The sequence below is a fragment of the Chitinolyticbacter meiyuanensis genome (assembly GCF_008033135.1).
GTDB lineage: Bacteria > Pseudomonadota > Gammaproteobacteria > Burkholderiales > Chitinibacteraceae > Chitinolyticbacter > Chitinolyticbacter meiyuanensis.
Window position 1 is genome coordinate 3,973,841 of the sequence record NZ_CP041335.1, and the last position, 16,205, is coordinate 3,990,045.

The window sequence follows — 16,205 nt, forward strand, 5'->3', positions numbered from 1 at the left end:
AGAGGCGCCAAGGCGCCTCTTTTCCATTGCTTCGCACGATCATGCCGCGCCAACGTCGGCATCCATGCGATGCTGCTGCAAGCGGGTGCGGAAAGTATCCCGTGCGCGCTTGCGCTCGGCATCGCTGAGCACGCCGTTGTGATCGCGATCCGCATGGTCGAACACCTTGCCGGCCAGGGTATCCGCCTTGGTGAAGTACTCCTCACGGCTGATATCGCCGTGCAGGCGCGGCGGATTCATCTCGCTATCCTTCACCACTTGCTTGCGCTTGGCATCGCGCTCCGCCTGGGTCAGCACGCCGTCCTTGTTGGCATCGAGCTTGTCGAACAGCGTCGCGGCATGTTCATGCGCTTCCTTCAAGAACTCGTCACGACTGACATCCGCAGCGTTGCTGAAGCTGGCAAACAAGCCCAGGCCCGCTGCGATCCACCATAAACGTAAGTTCATTGTCGACTCCTGTGAAACCGGTTCAGCACCGGTCCCACTACCTTAGGCGACGCAACGAACCGTGCGGGCATTAATCCCATTCCGGCGCGAAATCCGGATTGGCGAGGCGCTCGCCGCGATCCAGCGCGGCGATTTCCGACGTCTCCTCGGCCGATAGATGCAGCCGTTGCGCGGCGAGATTGCTTTCCAGGTTGGCTCGCTTGGTCGACGACGGAATCACCGCATGCCCCTGTTGCAGCAACCAGGCCAGCGCCACTTGGGCGGGCGTTGCACCATGATTGGCGGCGATGCGCTGCAGCAGCGTGTCTTCCATCACCTTGCCGTAGGCGAGCGGCATGTAGGCGGTGAGATGGATACCATGCTCGTGTGCGAACTGCGCGAGCTTGCGGTTCTGTAGGAAGGGGTGGACTTCCACCTGGTTGGTCGCGATCTCGGCGGCGCCGACTGCAGCGATTGCCTGCTGCAGATGGGCAATGGTGAAGTTGGAAACCCCGATCTGCCGCGTCAGCCCCTGGCGCTTGGCCTCGAGCAGCAGCGGCAGGTAGTCGGCCACGGCAATTTGGTCATTCGGTGATGGCCAGTGGATCAGCGTGAGATCAACCGCGTCGGTACGCAGCTTGGCAAGGCTCTCCTTCAGGCTGGGCAGCAGCGTGTCCGGCGTGAGGTTGCTGGTCCAGATCTTGGTGGTGATGAAAAGCTCGCTGCGTGGCACGCCGGATTCGGCGATGGCCTGGCCGACCTCGGCCTCGTTGCCGTAGATCTGGGCGGTATCGATATGGCGGTAACCGGCGGCGAGGCCGTGCTTCACCGAATCGATCACTTGCTGGTCCTTGAGGCGGAAAGTGCCGAGACCAAAAGCGGGAATGGACATGCTGTACTCCTTGGGAAACATCGATTGAATTCAGTGCCCGGCAGCAAACGCCGGCTTGCCGGGGCAAAAAGCCGGGTTGGCCTGGTCCAGCCGGCCGCTCCAGGCAGTGAGCAACCAGGCGCCGACCACGATCAGTGCGCCGATCCACGGCGTATGCAGCAGGCCCAGGTGCTGTACGACCAGCCCGCCGCCCCAGGCCCCGCCGGCGATGCCCAGGTTGAAGGCGGCAATGTTCAGGCCCGATGCCACGTCGACCGCATGCGGCGCATGGTGTTCCGCCTGCTGCACCACATACACCTGCAGGCCCGGCACATTGCCGAAGGCGAACGCTCCCCACGCCAGCACGGTGGCCAATGCCAGCCACGGATGGGGCGCGGTGAAGGTCAGCACCAGCAGCACCACGGCCAGTCCGGCAAAGATCAGCTTGAGCGCGCCGATGGCGCCGCGCCGGTCGGCCAGACGGCCGCCCCAGAGATTCCCCACCGCTACCGATACACCGTAGACCAGCAACACCAGGCTCACCGCCCCCGCGCTGAAGCCCGACACCTGCTGCAGGATGGGTGCGAGGAAGTTGAAGGCGACGAAGGTGCCGCCGTAGCCCACCGCCGTCATCGCGTACACCAGCAACAGACGCGGCTGTTGCAGCACCTTGAGCTGTTGCATCACCGGACTCGGCCGGCTGCCCGCGATATGCCGCGGCACGAACACGGCGCTGGCGACGAACGCGATCACGCCCAGCAGCGATACGGCAAGGAAGGTTTCGCGCCAGCCGAAATGCTGGCCGATGAAGGTGCCGAGCGGCACGCCAGTGACCAGCGCCACGGTAAGGCCGGAGAACATGGTCGCGATCGCGCTGGCCGCCTTCTCGCGCGGCACGAGGCCAGTGGCGATGGTGGAGCCGATCGAAAAGAACACGCCGTGCGCCAAGCCGGTGAGCACACGCGCCACCACCAATGCCCCGTAACCCGGTGCCTGCCAGGCCACCAGGTTGCCAACGGTGAACAGCGCCATCAGCGCCAGCAGCAAAGCCTTGCGCGGCACCCGCCCGGTCAGGGCGGTCAGCAGCGGTGCACCGATGGCCACGCCCAGCGCATACAGGCTGACCAGCAGCCCGGCCGAAGGCACGGAAACGCCGAGATCGGCGGCAACGGTAGGGATCAGGCCAACGATGACGAACTCCGTCGTCCCGATGGCGAAGGCGCTGATGGTCAGCGCCAACAAGGCAAGTGGCATGGCAAGGCTCCAGTGAACGAAGCCCGCAGTGTCCACGCTTGATCCTTACCCAAAAAGCCGTTAAACCTCAAAACATCTTCAATAAAAAATCAACAATGAAAACCACGCTGGACGAACTCGCCACCCTGATCGCCGTGGTGGACGGTGGCAGCATCACCGCCGCCGCCGAGCGGCTCGATCAGACCGTCTCCGCCGTGAGCCGCACGCTGGCGCGGCTGGAGGCCAAGCTCGGCACCACGCTGCTCCAGCGCACCACCCGCCGGCTGGAACTCACCGAGGAAGGCCGGCTGTTCCTGGAGCAGGCACGGCGCATCGTCGCCAGCGTAGAGGACGCCGAGGAATTGATGGCGCTGCGCCAGGGCCAGCCCGCTGGCCGGCTGCGCGTGAACGCGGCCTCGCCGTTCATGCTGCATGTGCTCGCCCCGCTGGTGCCCGGCTTCTGCGCCGCCTACCCGCAGATCGAGCTGGAGCTCAATACCAGCGACCGCATCATCGATCTGATCGAGGAGCGCACCGACATCGCCATCCGCATCGGCACGCTGGCCGATTCCACGCTGCATGCCCGCTCGCTCGGCCACAACCGCCTGCGCGTACTGGCCAGCCCCGCCTATCTGGCCGAGTACGGCACACCGCAGCAGGTAGCGGACCTCACCCGGCATCGACTGCTGGGCTTCACCCAGCCGGACAGCCTCAACGCCTGGCCCTTGCGCCATACGCTGGGCGAGCACTACGCCATCCAGCCAGCGCTACGTGCCTCCAGCGGAGAAACGCTGCGCCAGCTCGCCCTCTCCGGCGCCGGCCTCGTCTGCCTGGCCGACTTCATGACCCGTTCCGACCGCGCCAGCGGCACGCTGATCCAGGTGCTGGTGGAGCACACGGCGGACGTGCGCCAGCCGGTGCACGCGGTGTACTACCGCAACACGGCCTTAGCACCACGGATTGCGTGTTTTCTGGACTACGTGGCGAAGCGGATGAATGGTGAATGAAGGAGCGGCGCGTTACCCTGAGCAACAGCGCGTGCAGGCTGACCATGGCCTTCGCGCCTGCATCAGCGCGATAAGCCGTTCCACCCAATCCCAACTGCCGAGAAGATATGCCTGCGATCCGGTTCGAAAAAATCGCCCCCATTTTCACCGTCGACAACGTCGCGCAGGCGATCGATTTCTATCGAAAAGCGCTGGAATTCGACTTGGCGTGGTCCTGGGGCACGCCGCCCGAGGTCGCTGCGATATGCCGTGATGAGGTGGAAATCACGCTGACCCAGCGGGCAGATGCCAAACCCGCAGGGGCATCGCATATCTACCTCACGGTTTCCGGCATCGACGCACTTTATGCGCGGCTGGCGCAATCGGGCATTTGCATCGTTGTTCCCCTTGCGGATCGCGATTACGGCATGCGGGATTTCCGGATCGCCGATGCAAGCGGCAATGAAATCAGTATTGGACAAGCCATCGACCAGGCTTGACGCGCCACTCACCGGCAGCTTCAAGCACCATAACAGCTCATATCCCGGCATGCTCGGCGCCTGTTTGCGCCGTTGCGACGTGATTTGGTGTGCCCCAGCAATGGATGGCCCCAGAACCTCAGGACGAAATGAATGAAACGCATAACACTTCTGTTGTCGCTGGTACTGCTCCAGCCCGCAGCATATGCCGCTGTCTACAAATGCACAGTCGATGGAAAAGTGGCATTCCAGGCCACGCCCTGCACCAGCGGCCAAGGCAGCGCATTGGATATCAAGCCAATGTCTTCGAGCAACGCCGCCACGCGACAATGCCAGGGCAAGGAAATCCGCATCCACTTTTCCGATATGCCGCTGCAAACCACGTTGAAGGTACTTGCCGACTATTCCGGCAATCGCCTTGAACTGGCCCCCACCATCGGCGGCAACGGTGCGTTCCATTACGATTGCGTGCCGTGGGATACGGTATTGAAGGACATTGCGGACAAGTACCGGCTGCAGGTCACCGTGGGGAATGGCACCATCCGCGCCATGCCCCGTTGAAGATGACACGGCACAACGTCATCACGCCAGGCGGTGCCGCAGACGCAGATCCAAACGATTGATCTTGAACACCTGTGTAGGCCCTCGCGGTGCACGACAGCACCTCCATTCAGGAAAACCCCATGCCCCACCCGCTCATCCTGCCGATGGCAGCCCATGTGGCACTGGCCGCAACGCTGTATGTGTTGCTCACCGTGGCAAGGGCGCCCGCGATCTGGGGCATCGGTCGCCGCGCCGATGGCAGCAACCCCTGGGCCAAGGTGGAGCCGCGCATCAGCGCGAATCTCTCGAACCAGTTCGAATGGCCACTGCTGTTTTACGTGGCTTGTCTGCTGCAGCCCAATCCTGGTTCTGCCGCATTCGCCTTGGCGTGGATCTTCGTGCTCGGCCGTCTTGCACACAGCGCGGTGCAGATTTTGACCACCAATGTCCGGCTTCGCGGCGCCGTGTTCACGGTCAATTTCCTCGCCGTACTGGGGTTGTGGGTGATCACCCTCTGGCCGATGTGCCAGCGATAGACATCTCGATTTCCACTCAGCACCAACTCTGCCACTCGCACCGATGAAAAATTTCGCTATTTCCTCGCTGCTGCTTGTTTGCAGCACCGCAGCCATTGCCGCCGATGACCCCTCGACCTTGCTTGCGAAGGCTGGCGTGTCTGGCAGGATCGAAACCCGTTGCAGCGCCCGGTTCTTTGCCGCTGAAGCCAGCGCGACTGCCATGGCTGTGCGAAGCTCGGATGGAAAGAAGGCCTACTATGTACTCGCCAACGGCAAGGCCACGTTGCTCGGGGCGTATGCCGCCGAGGCGGAGCTACAGTGCCTGTCACCCAAGCAAGCAACTGCGCGCAACCGCGACATCGCCCAGAGCGAGGGCATCGAGGGGCAGATCGTGCCGAATGGCCAGCTGGATGTGGTCTGCGGCTTCATCGACGACACCGAGGCCACCTGTTGGGGCTTCGATCCCAAGCGCAAAGCCGTGGTGCGGCGAGGCGGTTGGGCCACTTGAGGCCCATGTGACCGCCTTTCAGCCGAACACACCCGTGATGCACCCGTGGTCGGCGGCACAAGCACCCGCCTTCCACCAAACGACGACGCCCCTCCTCCGAGGGGCATCGTGATTGGTTTACGGAGCAGCGCTTACCAGCCGCTGTTCCCCGAGACGCGGTTGAAGAAGCTGGCCGGCACACCCTCCGCGGCGAGCGGCGCGATGGCGGGGCTATCGACCACCACGCTCTCGAAGTTCACCGTGCCACGTCCGCCACCATCCAGCACCTGGATGCCATAGGTACCGGGACGGGTGATGGTGACATTGCGCAGCGTCACGTTGCGGAACTGCGCGTTGTCGGCCGCCTGCAGGATTTCCGGCGAGAAGCGCTCGCCCGGCGGGGCGTACGCGGTGCCGAAGCCGCGGAACTCGATACCGGCGTAGGTCGGCTCGATGATGTCCACGTTCTCCACCAGGATGTCGTTCACGTCGCCCTCACGGCTGTAGAACTTCAGCGCGCCATGCTTCCACGGGTTGGCGGTGCCTTCCATGAACATCGGGCCACCGGCGCGGATCAGCGAGATGTTGCGGAAGGTGGTGAGCCCCGGGCCGAACGGATAGGACGAGAACTCGTTGTCCACCAGAATGCCGGGGTAGGTCAGCACATCCTCGCACACGCTGTCTTCCCACACGTTGTCATACCCGCCGTAGCTGGCAAAGCAGTTGGCACGCCATGGCATCTGCACCGTGATCTTGCGGAAGCGGTTGCCATGCCCCACGCCCTGGTCGGGCGCATTGCGCGCCTCGGGGTTGATGAAGTTGGGGCCCAGTGCGTAGGTCTTGTCGCGCACCCAGTGGGTCCAGCGGATCGACCAGACCACGGCCGCGTCGTCGCCGGTATTGCGGATATGGCAGTTCTCCACCAGTGAATTGGACGTGCCGTTGTCGAAGTTGATGCCGTCGGCGTAGGTATTGCGAATGCGGCAGTTGCGGATGGTGAGGTTGTCGGTCGGCTGGGTCTGGTAAGGCGGATCGTTGCCCACCCAGATCGCGCCCACCACGTGCTCGATCCACACGTTCTCGATCACCGAATCCTTGCCCATCGGCCCGGCGAAGGCCTTCTGCACGCCCTGCGTTTCCTCGGCCCGCGCATACGATTCGCCGTAGATCGAGAAATCACGGAACACGCACTTCGCGGTGGCGCCGTAGCAGAAGAACATCGCCTTGGGGCCGCGCAACGTGGTGTGCCACATGCCGGCACCACGGATCTCGACCCCTGGGTTGTCGAGGCCGACATTGCCGCCGCTGATCTTCTGCAGCAGGTATTCGCCCGGCGGGAACCACAGCTTCTGGGTGGAGCGCATCGCGCGCAGCACGTCATCCGCGTGATCCTTGCCGTCGTTCGGCTGAATGCCGAACTCGGTCACCGAGGTGAAGCCGGGCGGCATGGTCAAGGGCGGCGCCACATCCTCGAAATCGATCAGGTCGATCACGTAGAAGGCCGCGCTGTCCTGCGCATCCCGCTGCAGCTTCACTTCCGCGCCGACCGGTATCGGCTGATCCAGCAGTACGCGCACTTCGTCGAAGAAGGTATGCGGCTGCTCGGCTGGCTTGTCGACGATGGCATCGCCGATCAGCCCACCCTTGTACGACCAGGCGTAGCGCGACGTCAGCGGCAGCGATTTCACCCGCTGGCCGTTCACGTAGAGCCCCAGCGTGGCATCGATGCCGCCGCCGGCCGGTGCATCCGGAATGGCATAGCGGACCACCACGGAGTTGGCTGCCGCCGTGGTGTTCCACGACACGTAGTCGCCGCTACGGTCGAGCTGTACCGCGCTGCGGCCGATCGCCTCGGCCTGGATATAGGCGGCATCCCATTTGTTGCGGCTGGGCGCGAGGATGCGACCATTGGTACGGCCGTGCTCGGCCTGCAGTTCCACCCACGGGGCTTCCACGCCACGACCGGTGCTCGGCGTCGGGGTCACCGGCGTGGGGGACACGGGTGTCGGCGTGACGGGGGTCGGCACGACCGGCGTCGGCGTCGCGGTCAGCGGGGTCGGGGTGGGTTGCGCCGTCGGGGTCGGAGTAGGCGGCCGGGGCGTGGGCGTGACCGGCGTGGCGGTCGGCACGGGGGTGGCGACGGGCGTGGGCGTCGGCACGCTGCCCACTGGCTCCAGCTTCCATTGCGCGCTTTGCCATACCGGGTAGATCCCGCCGCTCTGCGCCTGGCCGAGCTGGTTTTCGATATGGATGTATTCCCAAGTGTGCCAACGGTTGCGAATGCGCACAAAGCCATCGCCGGTCGGCTCCAGTGCCCACTGCGCGCTTTCCCAGGCAGGCTCGCGCGGGCCGGCCTGTACCAGACCGTTGCTGCTCTCGATATGCAGGTATTCGCCGGTACCCAGGTTGCGGATCGCGACAAAACCGTTGCCGAGTTCTTCCACCACCCACTGATAGCCAGCGCCATCACCGGTGCCGTAGCCCGCATTCACGCCACCATCAACGAGGCCACTGCCCTGCCAGCGATTGACGATGCGATAGCCCGGCGTTGCAGCCACCACTGGCGCCGTGCAGCTCCCGGCATCGGCCCAGACGCCCCATTGGCCGGACTGCTGCGGGTTGTCGCCCTGCGTCCACCACTTGGCGCGATAATTGTGGCCGCCTTGCGATACCGTCTCGCCCCCCACGTAGGCCCGGGCGGATTGCCAGGCGTCGGCGCAGGCATCCGCCAGCGCCAGCGGCACGCATGCAGCACACATCAAGGCTGCGCCCATGCGCAGCCGTACAGACTGATCCAATTTCACGTTCACCTCTCCATAGCGTATGTGATTCGGCGATTTGCCATGCGACCGATGTGCACAGGACTGCGCCGGTGCCTCGGTTCGTTATGTACTCGGTACCACTACATACGGCCGGGGCAGGATATAAGCCTGGAGAAAGCAGATGGATAAATGGATTTACCTATTATCTTCAAATACTTATATTTAAAATCGCTGATGATTTTCCGCCGTATTTACTTTCTCCATGGTTTCTTTTTGGTTACGAAAAAACACCACCACACGATGACCGATATTTGAACGAACGCGTGCTGTATCCATTCAGCACGCATCGCCCGCCTGCGCAGAAGCCTGAGGCGGTCATACCAGTTCCGGCTGCAATTGGTCCGCCGCCGGGACGACAGGCCCTCCAGCCAAGTCGAGCCAGGGTTGAGACCGGCAGTGGCACTCGGACTGGCGGCTGCATTTTCAGTATGAGTGGCCGGGTGCTGCAACACGCTGGCAGATCCCGCCACCGGGCCGACCGCTGCCGATGAAACGCCTTGCCCTGTAAAATGCGCCGTTTGTCCCTAGCGGGCAGGAGTCAGCGTGCAGATCCCCATCCAGACCGTCGCCCCGGCGTTGATCAGCGAGGCCGAAGCCCTCGCCATCCGTGGCGTGCGCGTGCTGTCGCTGATCCCGCCGATGACGCAGCTCAATACGCCCTACCCATCCACCGCCTACCTCACCGGCTTTCTGCGCAAGCAGGGCGTGCCCGCCTTCCAGGCGGACCTGGCGTTGGAACTGGTGCTGGCGCTGTTGTCACGCACTGGCCTTGCCCGATTGCTCGACCAGTGCGCCGGACTGCCGAAGCGCCAGCGCTCGCCGGCGGTGAAGGCCTTTCTCGCCCAGTACGAGCGCTATGCGGCAACCATCACGCCCACCATCGCCTTCCTGCAGGGGCGTGATCCGACCATGGCGCATCGCATCGCATCGCGCAGCTTCCTGCCCGAGGGGCCGCGCTTTGCCTCGCTCGATGCCTATGTCGATCCGGACGATCCGTATGGCGGCGATCCTTTGGCCTGGGCCTTTGGCGCACTGGGGCTGCAGGACCGCGCCCGGCATCTCGCCACGCTGTACTTGAACGACCTGGCCGACGTGCTGCGCGATGCGGTCGACCCGCGCTTTGAATTCGTGCGCTACGCTGAATCGCTGGCGCAGAGCCAGCCCACCTTCGAGCCGCTGGCCGAAGCGCTGGCCGCGCCGGCCAACCTGGTCGACACCACCCTGGCCGAGCTGGCGCTCACCGCCGTCGCCACCCACCAGCCAGACCTGGTGCTGCTGTCCGCACCGTTCCCCGGCAATGTCTACGCGGCATTCCGCATCGCCCAGACCATCAAGGCCGCGCAGCCGCAGATCCGCATTGCGCTGGGCGGCGGCTTCGTCAATACCGAGCTGCGCGAGCTCAAAGAGCCGCGCGTGTTCGATTACTTCGACTTCGTCACGCTCGATTCGGGCGAGCGCCCCTTGCTGGCGCTGCTGGCCAATCTGGCCGGGTCACGGCCGGTGGACCAACTGGTGCGCTGCTACATGCGCAGCGACGATGGCGCGGTGCGCTACCTCAACCACCCCGAGCCCGATGTGCCGTTCGAGGATTGGGGGGCGCCCACCTGGGATGGCCTGCCGCAGGATCGCTACCTGTCGCTGCTCGACATGCTCAACCCGATGCACCGGCTATGGAGCGACGGCCGCTGGAACAAGCTGACCATCGCCCACGGCTGCTACTGGAAGAAATGCAGCTTCTGCGATGTGAGCCTCGACTACATCGCGCGCTACGAAACCGCCTCGGCCAAGGTGCTGGTCGACCGCATCGAAGCGGTCATCGCTGAAACCGGCCAGACCGGCTTTCACTTCGTCGACGAGGCTGCGCCGCCGAAGATGCTGCGTGCGCTGGCCGAGGAATTGCTAGCGCGCGGCGTGGCGATCTCGTGGTGGGGCAATATCCGCTTCGAGAAATCGTTCACGCCCGAGCTGTGCCAGCTCTTGGCCGACAGTGGCTGCATCGCCGTCTCCGGCGGGCTGGAGGTTGCCTCGGACCGGCTGCTCAAGCTGATGAAAAAGGGCGTGTCGGTCGATCAGGTGGCGCGGGTAACGCACGGCTTCACCCAGGCCGGCATCCTGGTCCATGCCTATTTGATGTATGGCTTCCCGACCCAGACGGTGCAGGACACGGTGGATGCGCTCGAATACGTGCGCCAGCTGTTCGCTGCCGGCTGCATCCAATCCGGCTTCTTCCATCGCTTCGCCTGTACCGTGCACTCGCCGGTCGGCCTCAACCCCGAGGAATACGGCGTGACACTGGAACCGCTGCCAGCAATCAGCTTCGCCACCAATGATGTCGGCTTTCACGACCCGACCGACGCCGACCACGACGCGCTGGGCCGGGCGCTGAACAAGGCGCTGTACAACTACATGCACGGCATTGCGCTGGACGACGACGTGCGTGGCTGGTTCGAAGGCCGTGTGCCACGCAGCACGGTACGGGCCGATTTCATCGACAACGCCCTCTCCGGGCAGTGAGGTCAAGCCGATGCAGACGCCTGATTCGATCAACCGTTATGTCTGGATTGCCGCCGCCGGCTATTTCGTGATCTCCATTGCGCTGAGCGGGGCGCTCACGCTGCTGGGCCTGCGCAGCAATGTGAGCCTGCACGCCGCGACCAGCCTTGCCGCCAGCATGCTGGCGGCCTGGCGCTTTGTGGTGGAGCGACAGCGCCTGCCGGAAAAGCCGGAAAAGCACCAGTTTGCGCTGCGCACCGCCACATTGATCGCTGTGGTTTCGCTGATCCTCATCGCCGTCATTGCCCTGGCTTTCGATATCCCGGGCCTTACCGATACCGGCATGTTCCTGATCATCATGCTGGGCGTCGTCGCCGTGCTGAGCTTCATCACCTACTGGATCCTGCGTTGGTCATTCGGCTGGTTTGCCAGCCAGCAGCGCAACGCGCGTCGACGCTGACGCCAGCCAAGCGCGCAGATCAGGCAGCACGACGTCGCCACTATTCACCAGCGCCCGACGCTGGCGGTGGCCATTTGCGAACAACAAAACAACGCCTCGCTACGCCCTCACGCCGCAACCGGCTAGCGCCATCCATCCGATCAGCCCACTCTGGAATGCGGTTTTTCGTGCCGGGCTGATCTGGATCAAGCGCATTTTCGCGCTACCGCCCCCAAGCAAAATATTTGCCCAAATTAAATGAGCGTTTTCGCGGCATTCCGGCGAAATCGCTTTCAGATCACGCTATGCGACTTGGGTAAATTTTCCGGCTTTTTATCGCCGCAGACCCGGTCGTAGGCTGTGTTCATTCGCCCATTCCCATCCCAGGAGCCCGCAATGAACACCCGCCTCCCCTCCACCCGGCCCATCGTGCTGGCCTTTGCCCTGTCGCTCTTCGGGCTGGCGCCATTGCAGGCGGTGGCCTCCACCGCCAGCGACCTGCGCTACCTCGTCAACCGCCCCAGCGCCGACGCGGCACGCGAGCTGCAGCAGCGCGGCTATCAAGATGTCTATGTCGAACAAAGCAGCGAGCGGAACTGGCACAACTGGTGGAACGCCGATGCGCAGGATTGCCTGGTTGCCTCGGAACAGAACGGCCGCTATGTGGCGTTCCAGCCCACGCTGGCAGGCGATTGCACCAGCCACCTGGAGAGCGCCAGCAGCAGCAAGGCTGGCCTGGTGGTCGCGGCCGGTGCAGCGGCCTTGATCGGCGCCATCGCGATCGCCAACCACAACAAACACAAGCAGCAAAAGGAGGAGCACCAGCGCGACGAGCAATACCAGCGCGGTTACGACGATGGGCTGGCTGGTCGCTACGGTCACAACGACGATCACACGGACGAATACCGTAACGGTTTCAACGACGGCCTGCGCGAACGCAACGACAGCGGCTATGCACGCCGCGATGGTCATGGCAGCCACCGGGGCCATTTCGTCGATGTGTCCGACCTTGCGGGCGCCCGCGCCGCTTCGGGCGAATCGGCGCTGCAGGATCGCGGCTTCTACAACATCGATGGCCAGAAGGGCTGGCATCGCAGCTACACCAGCTGGTGGAATCCATCGGCACGGGAGTGCGTGCAGGTGGTCACCCGCAACGGCCGCTACGACCAGGTGAACGTGGTCTCGCCAGGCGCCTGCGGCTGAGCCGCGCCCAATCCACCAGGAGCAGATCATCATGAAACAGCCCGTTGTTCTCGTCGGCATCGTCTTGCTGGCAAGCAGCCTGAACAGCTTTGCCCTTTCCGGCAGCTTGCCTGCAGAGCGCAGCACGACCGAGCCTGTCCATTTCGCGAAGGGCGCGACCTCCACAGTGCTGAAAGGCAAGATCACCGGCTCGGCGATCCAGGATTACCGGGTCGGCGCCCGTGCCGGACAACAGCTCACCGTGGCACTCTCGGCCAACGCCTCGGTCAATTTCAACATCCTGCCTCCCGGCAGCGACGGCTCCGCGCTCTACAACAGCGCGCTAAGCGGCGAATCGCGCCACACGCTGGTCCTGCCGCAAGACGGCGACTACCTCATCCGGGTCTACCAGCTCGGCAATCGCAAGCACAGCGGCCAGATCAGCCCGTTCCGGCTCACGCTCGCCCTTCCCGCCCAGCAGGCTGGCGACGCGCCACTACCCAGCCGCTACAGCGCGTCCGGCCGGCTCGAATGCGCGGTCCGGCCCACACCGCTCGATGAGCGCTGCGATTTCCGGGTCGTGCGCGGTGAACGGCAAGCCGAGCTGTGGGTGGCAAAACCCGGTGGGGTCGACCCGGCGCGCTACCGGGAACTGACCTTTGCCCGCGACCGTGTCACCACGCCGGATGGCAGCGCGGTCCAGGCCCAGCGCATCAGCGACAACTGGAAGGTCAGCGTGGGCGAGCGCGAACACTACTTCATCCCCGACGCCACGCTGTTCGGTGGCTGAGCATGGTGCTCCGGCCACGGCAGCGGCTTCGTGCCATGCCAGCGCCGTGCAGTGCCGAGCCGGTATAGTGGCTTTACCACGCCCGCCTCGACCGTTTCGCCATGTCCACCGCCCGCCAGCCCCAGCTCGATCTGATCCGCGCCCTCGCCACCTTCGCCGTGATCTGGCTGCATGTGTCCGCCAATGTGGTGATCTACCGGCCAGATGCCGCCAGCAGCGCGTGGTGGACCGCCAATGCGGCCGATGCACTGGTGCGCTGGTGCGTGCCACTGTTCGTGATGCTGAGCGGTGCGCTACTCCTGCCCGGCGCCGCGCAGATGATGGCCGCCGACTTCTACCGCAAGCGCCTGCCGCGGCTGCTGTGGCCGTTGCTGGGCTGGACGGCGTTCTACCTGGCGTTGCGCGCCGGCACCGAGCCGCGCTTCACTTGGGCTCAGGGCTGGCGCGACGTGGTCAAGGGCATGCCCTATTACCACCTGTGGTACCTCTACATGACGCTGGGGCTGTACCTCGCGGCACCGTTCATTGCGCGGGTGACGGCACCGGCCGAGCTGCGCCTCTTGATGGTATTGGGGCTCGCGATTGCAGCGATCGAATCGCTGATCGGTAGCGGCCAAGCCAGTGTCCTGACCCGCTTCGTGCCCTATATCGGCTACTTCGTCGCCGGCCACTATCTGGCGACATGCACCTGGCGGCCAGCATCTGGCCGGCTGCTGTTGCTGGCACTGGCGTGCGGTGCGCTGATCGCGCTGACCACCGGCCTGCTGCTGCCCACGCTGGGGCCGCGTGCCTGGCAACTGATGTATGCGTACCCGGGCCCGCTGGTCATCGCGATGTCGCTGGCGCTGTGGCTGGCACTGCTGCAATGCAGCCCCGATGGCTGGGCCGCCAGCCGCCCGGTCCAGGCCATTGCGCGCTGGTCGCTCGGCATCTATGCGATCCACCCGTTGTGGCTGCTGATCCTGGGCCGGTTCGGCCTGCATGGCTTGAGCTACCACCCGGCCCTGGCAATTACGCTGACCACTGTCGCGGCCTTCGCCCTCTCCGCCGCTTCGGCCGCGCTGCTGGCACGGTTGCCGCTGCTGCGGCGGCTGGTGGCGTAGCGCTCCCATGCTGGCGCGAGCGCTGTTCGCCTTTCTCGCCCTGCCCGGCATGGTGGCCTTTGCCGTGCCGCTGTTCTGGCTAGCGCGGGGCGGCCATACCGTACTGCTTCATCCGCTCGGACTCATGCCGCTGCTCGTTGGTAGCATCGGGTTGCTGTGGTGCGTGCGCGATTTCTACGTTGCCGGGCGTGGCACGCTGGCGCCCTGGTCGCCCCCACGGCAGCTGGTAGTGATCGGCCTCTATCGCTACAGCCGCAACCCCATGTACCTGTCGGTACTGCTGATCGTGCTGGGCTGGAGTGCCTTGAGCGGCGTAGCCGCACTTGCACTCTATGCCGCGGCACTGGCGGTGTCCTTCCAATTGCGGGTGGTTTACGGCGAGGAACCATGGCTGGCACGCGCACACGGCCAAGCCTGGCGGGACTACAGCAGTCGGGTACGGCGTTGGCGCTAGGCAATTTCACACTCCCGCCAACGACGCGGAATTTCAGAAAATAATTTTCTTGATCGCCGTTACCCGGTCGGCCTATCATCGTTTTCTTACAGAAACGACGTGCAGCACAGTCCTGATGGAAAACCATTTTCAGCAACATCGCATCGATGCCAACGGCAAGGGACTGGGCCGATTCCCGGCGGACGCGACGCTAGGCGAGGTAGCCAGCCTGCGCTGGAACGTGCTGGCCGAGGAGGTGAGCCTGCCGACGGCGGTGCTGCGTGAAAGCCGCATCGAGCACAACCTGCGCTGGATGCGCGATTTCATCACCCGCTACGGCGTGAAGCTGGCGCCGCACGGCAAGACGACGATGAGCCCGGCGCTGTTCCATCGCCAGCTGGAACACGGCGCCTGGGGCATCACGCTGGCAACGGCACCGCAAGTGCAGGCCGCATACCGCCACGGCATCCGCCGGGTGCTGCTGGCCAACCAGCTGGTGGGCCGCGCCAATATGACCATCATCGACACGCTGCAGCGCGATCCCGGTTTCGCGTTCTGGTGCTGCGTCGATTCGGTCGCCAATATCGCCGCGCTCGGTGCGCATTTCGCCGCAGCCGGGCAACGGCTCAACGTGCTGCTGGAGCTGGGCGTGGCCGGTGGCCGCACCGGTGCCCGCGACGAGGCGGCCGAAGCGGCGCTGATCGCCGAGATCGCCCGCTGGCCAGCGCTACGGCTCTGCGGCATCGAGCTCTACGAAGGCGTGCTGAAGGACGAGGCCGCGATCCGCGCACTGCTGCGCCGCGCCGCCACCCGACTGCAGGCGTTGAGCGCCGCCGGTGCGCTGCAGACGGAACGCGTGGTGCTCACCGGCGCCGGCTCCGCCTGGTTCGACGTGGTCGCCGAGGAATGGAGCGGCCTCACGCTGGCACAACCGCTCGACATCGTGCTGCGCCCTGGTTGCTACCTGACCCACGACGTCGGCATCTACCAAGCGGCGCAACAACGCATCGAGGCCAACAACCCGGTGGCACAGGCAATGAACGCCAGCCTGCTGCCGGCGCTGCAGCTGTGGGCCTACGTGCAATCGCTGCCGGAGCCGGGCGTGGCCATCATCGGCCTCGGCAAGCGCGATGCGGCGTTCGATGCCGGGCTACCGCAGCCGGCGCTGCACCATCGCCCGGGCGAATCCGCACCGCGCGCCGCGCCGGCCGGCTGGGCGCTGACCCGCATGATGGACCAGCACGCCTTCATGCAGGTGGCGCCGAACAGCGATGTGGCAGTCGGCGATCTCGTCGCCTTCGAGATCTCCCACCCCTGCCTCACCTTCGACAAATGGCGACAGCTGGCCCTCGTCGATGAGCACTACACGGTGACCGGCCTCGTCGAAACCTTTTTCTGAC

The 16,205-nt window shown here is 64.6% G+C and carries 16 protein-coding genes; 12 read left to right on the forward strand and 4 right to left on the reverse strand.

Going from position 1 to position 16,205, the window contains the following annotated elements:
* Positions 1–39 precede the first annotated feature (39 nt).
* From FLM21_RS18895 to FLM21_RS18905, 3 genes are all read right to left on the reverse strand, one after another.
* Positions 40–447, reverse strand: coding sequence for an EF-hand domain-containing protein (locus tag FLM21_RS18895; RefSeq protein ID WP_148717056.1), 408 nt, complete (start codon positions 445–447; stop codon positions 40–42).
* 70 nt (positions 448–517) lie between these two features.
* Complete coding sequence (gene dkgB / locus FLM21_RS18900) at positions 518–1,318, reverse strand: 2,5-didehydrogluconate reductase DkgB (RefSeq protein ID WP_148717057.1); 801 nt, start codon at positions 1,316–1,318, stop codon at positions 518–520.
* Positions 1,319–1,348: 30 nt separating this feature from the next.
* Complete coding sequence (locus tag FLM21_RS18905) at positions 1,349–2,551, reverse strand: MFS transporter (RefSeq protein ID WP_148717058.1); 1,203 nt, start codon at positions 2,549–2,551, stop codon at positions 1,349–1,351.
* 95 nt (positions 2,552–2,646) lie between these two features.
* On the opposite strand from FLM21_RS18905, the gene FLM21_RS18910 reads away from it, so the two are divergent.
* The 5 genes from FLM21_RS18910 (at position 2,647) to FLM21_RS18930 (ending at position 5,564) form a co-directional block, all read left to right on the forward strand.
* On the forward strand, positions 2,647–3,537 hold the full coding sequence (locus FLM21_RS18910; protein WP_148717059.1) for a LysR family transcriptional regulator: 891 nt from the start codon (positions 2,647–2,649) through the stop codon (positions 3,535–3,537).
* A gap of 107 nt (positions 3,538–3,644) precedes the next feature.
* Entirely contained in the window at positions 3,645–4,016 is a 372-nt protein-coding gene (locus tag FLM21_RS18915; protein WP_148717060.1) for a VOC family protein, read from the forward strand.
* 132 nt (positions 4,017–4,148) lie between these two features.
* Positions 4,149–4,556: a DUF4124 domain-containing protein gene (locus tag FLM21_RS18920; protein ID WP_148717061.1), complete on the forward strand. Its 408-nt coding sequence runs from the start codon at positions 4,149–4,151 to the stop codon at positions 4,554–4,556.
* Between the two features lie 122 nt (positions 4,557–4,678).
* Complete coding sequence (locus FLM21_RS18925; protein ID WP_148717062.1) at positions 4,679–5,074, forward strand: MAPEG family protein; 396 nt, start codon at positions 4,679–4,681, stop codon at positions 5,072–5,074.
* A 202-nt stretch (positions 5,075–5,276) separates the two neighbouring features.
* A complete protein-coding gene (locus FLM21_RS18930) occupies positions 5,277–5,564 on the forward strand; it encodes a hypothetical protein (RefSeq protein ID WP_148717063.1) in 288 nt (95 codons plus the stop codon).
* A 131-nt stretch (positions 5,565–5,695) separates the two neighbouring features.
* Here the strand turns inward: FLM21_RS18930 and FLM21_RS21575 are convergent, their stop codons facing one another.
* Positions 5,696–8,347, reverse strand: coding sequence for a right-handed parallel beta-helix repeat-containing protein (locus FLM21_RS21575; protein ID WP_148717064.1), 2,652 nt, complete (start codon positions 8,345–8,347; stop codon positions 5,696–5,698).
* A 561-nt stretch (positions 8,348–8,908) separates the two neighbouring features.
* Here FLM21_RS21575 and FLM21_RS18940 point away from each other — a divergent pair.
* The 7 genes from FLM21_RS18940 to FLM21_RS18970 all read left to right on the forward strand — a co-directional run bounded on the left by FLM21_RS18940 (position 8,909) and on the right by FLM21_RS18970 (position 16,204).
* Positions 8,909–10,879, forward strand: coding sequence for a B12-binding domain-containing radical SAM protein (locus FLM21_RS18940; protein ID WP_246120759.1), 1,971 nt, complete (start codon positions 8,909–8,911; stop codon positions 10,877–10,879).
* A gap of 10 nt (positions 10,880–10,889) precedes the next feature.
* On the forward strand, positions 10,890–11,318 hold the full coding sequence (locus FLM21_RS18945; RefSeq protein WP_148717065.1) for an ABZJ_00895 family protein: 429 nt from the start codon (positions 10,890–10,892) through the stop codon (positions 11,316–11,318).
* 375 nt (positions 11,319–11,693) lie between these two features.
* Positions 11,694–12,500 (forward strand): hypothetical protein, encoded by an 807-nt coding sequence (locus FLM21_RS18950; RefSeq protein ID WP_148717066.1) that lies wholly within the window; start codon positions 11,694–11,696, stop codon positions 12,498–12,500.
* 31 nt (positions 12,501–12,531) lie between these two features.
* On the forward strand, positions 12,532–13,269 hold the full coding sequence (locus FLM21_RS18955) for a hypothetical protein (RefSeq protein WP_148717067.1): 738 nt from the start codon (positions 12,532–12,534) through the stop codon (positions 13,267–13,269).
* Positions 13,270–13,370: 101 nt separating this feature from the next.
* Positions 13,371–14,372, forward strand: a complete 1,002-nt coding sequence (locus FLM21_RS18960; RefSeq protein ID WP_148717068.1) for an acyltransferase — start codon at positions 13,371–13,373, stop codon at positions 14,370–14,372.
* A gap of 7 nt (positions 14,373–14,379) precedes the next feature.
* The gene (locus FLM21_RS18965; protein ID WP_148717069.1) at positions 14,380–14,826 is read left to right on the forward strand and encodes a methyltransferase family protein; all 447 of its coding nucleotides are present in this window, start codon (positions 14,380–14,382) and stop codon (positions 14,824–14,826) included.
* A gap of 115 nt (positions 14,827–14,941) precedes the next feature.
* On the forward strand, positions 14,942–16,204 hold the full coding sequence (locus FLM21_RS18970; RefSeq protein ID WP_148717070.1) for an amino acid deaminase: 1,263 nt from the start codon (positions 14,942–14,944) through the stop codon (positions 16,202–16,204).
* The last annotated feature ends 1 nt before the right edge of the window (position 16,205 follow it).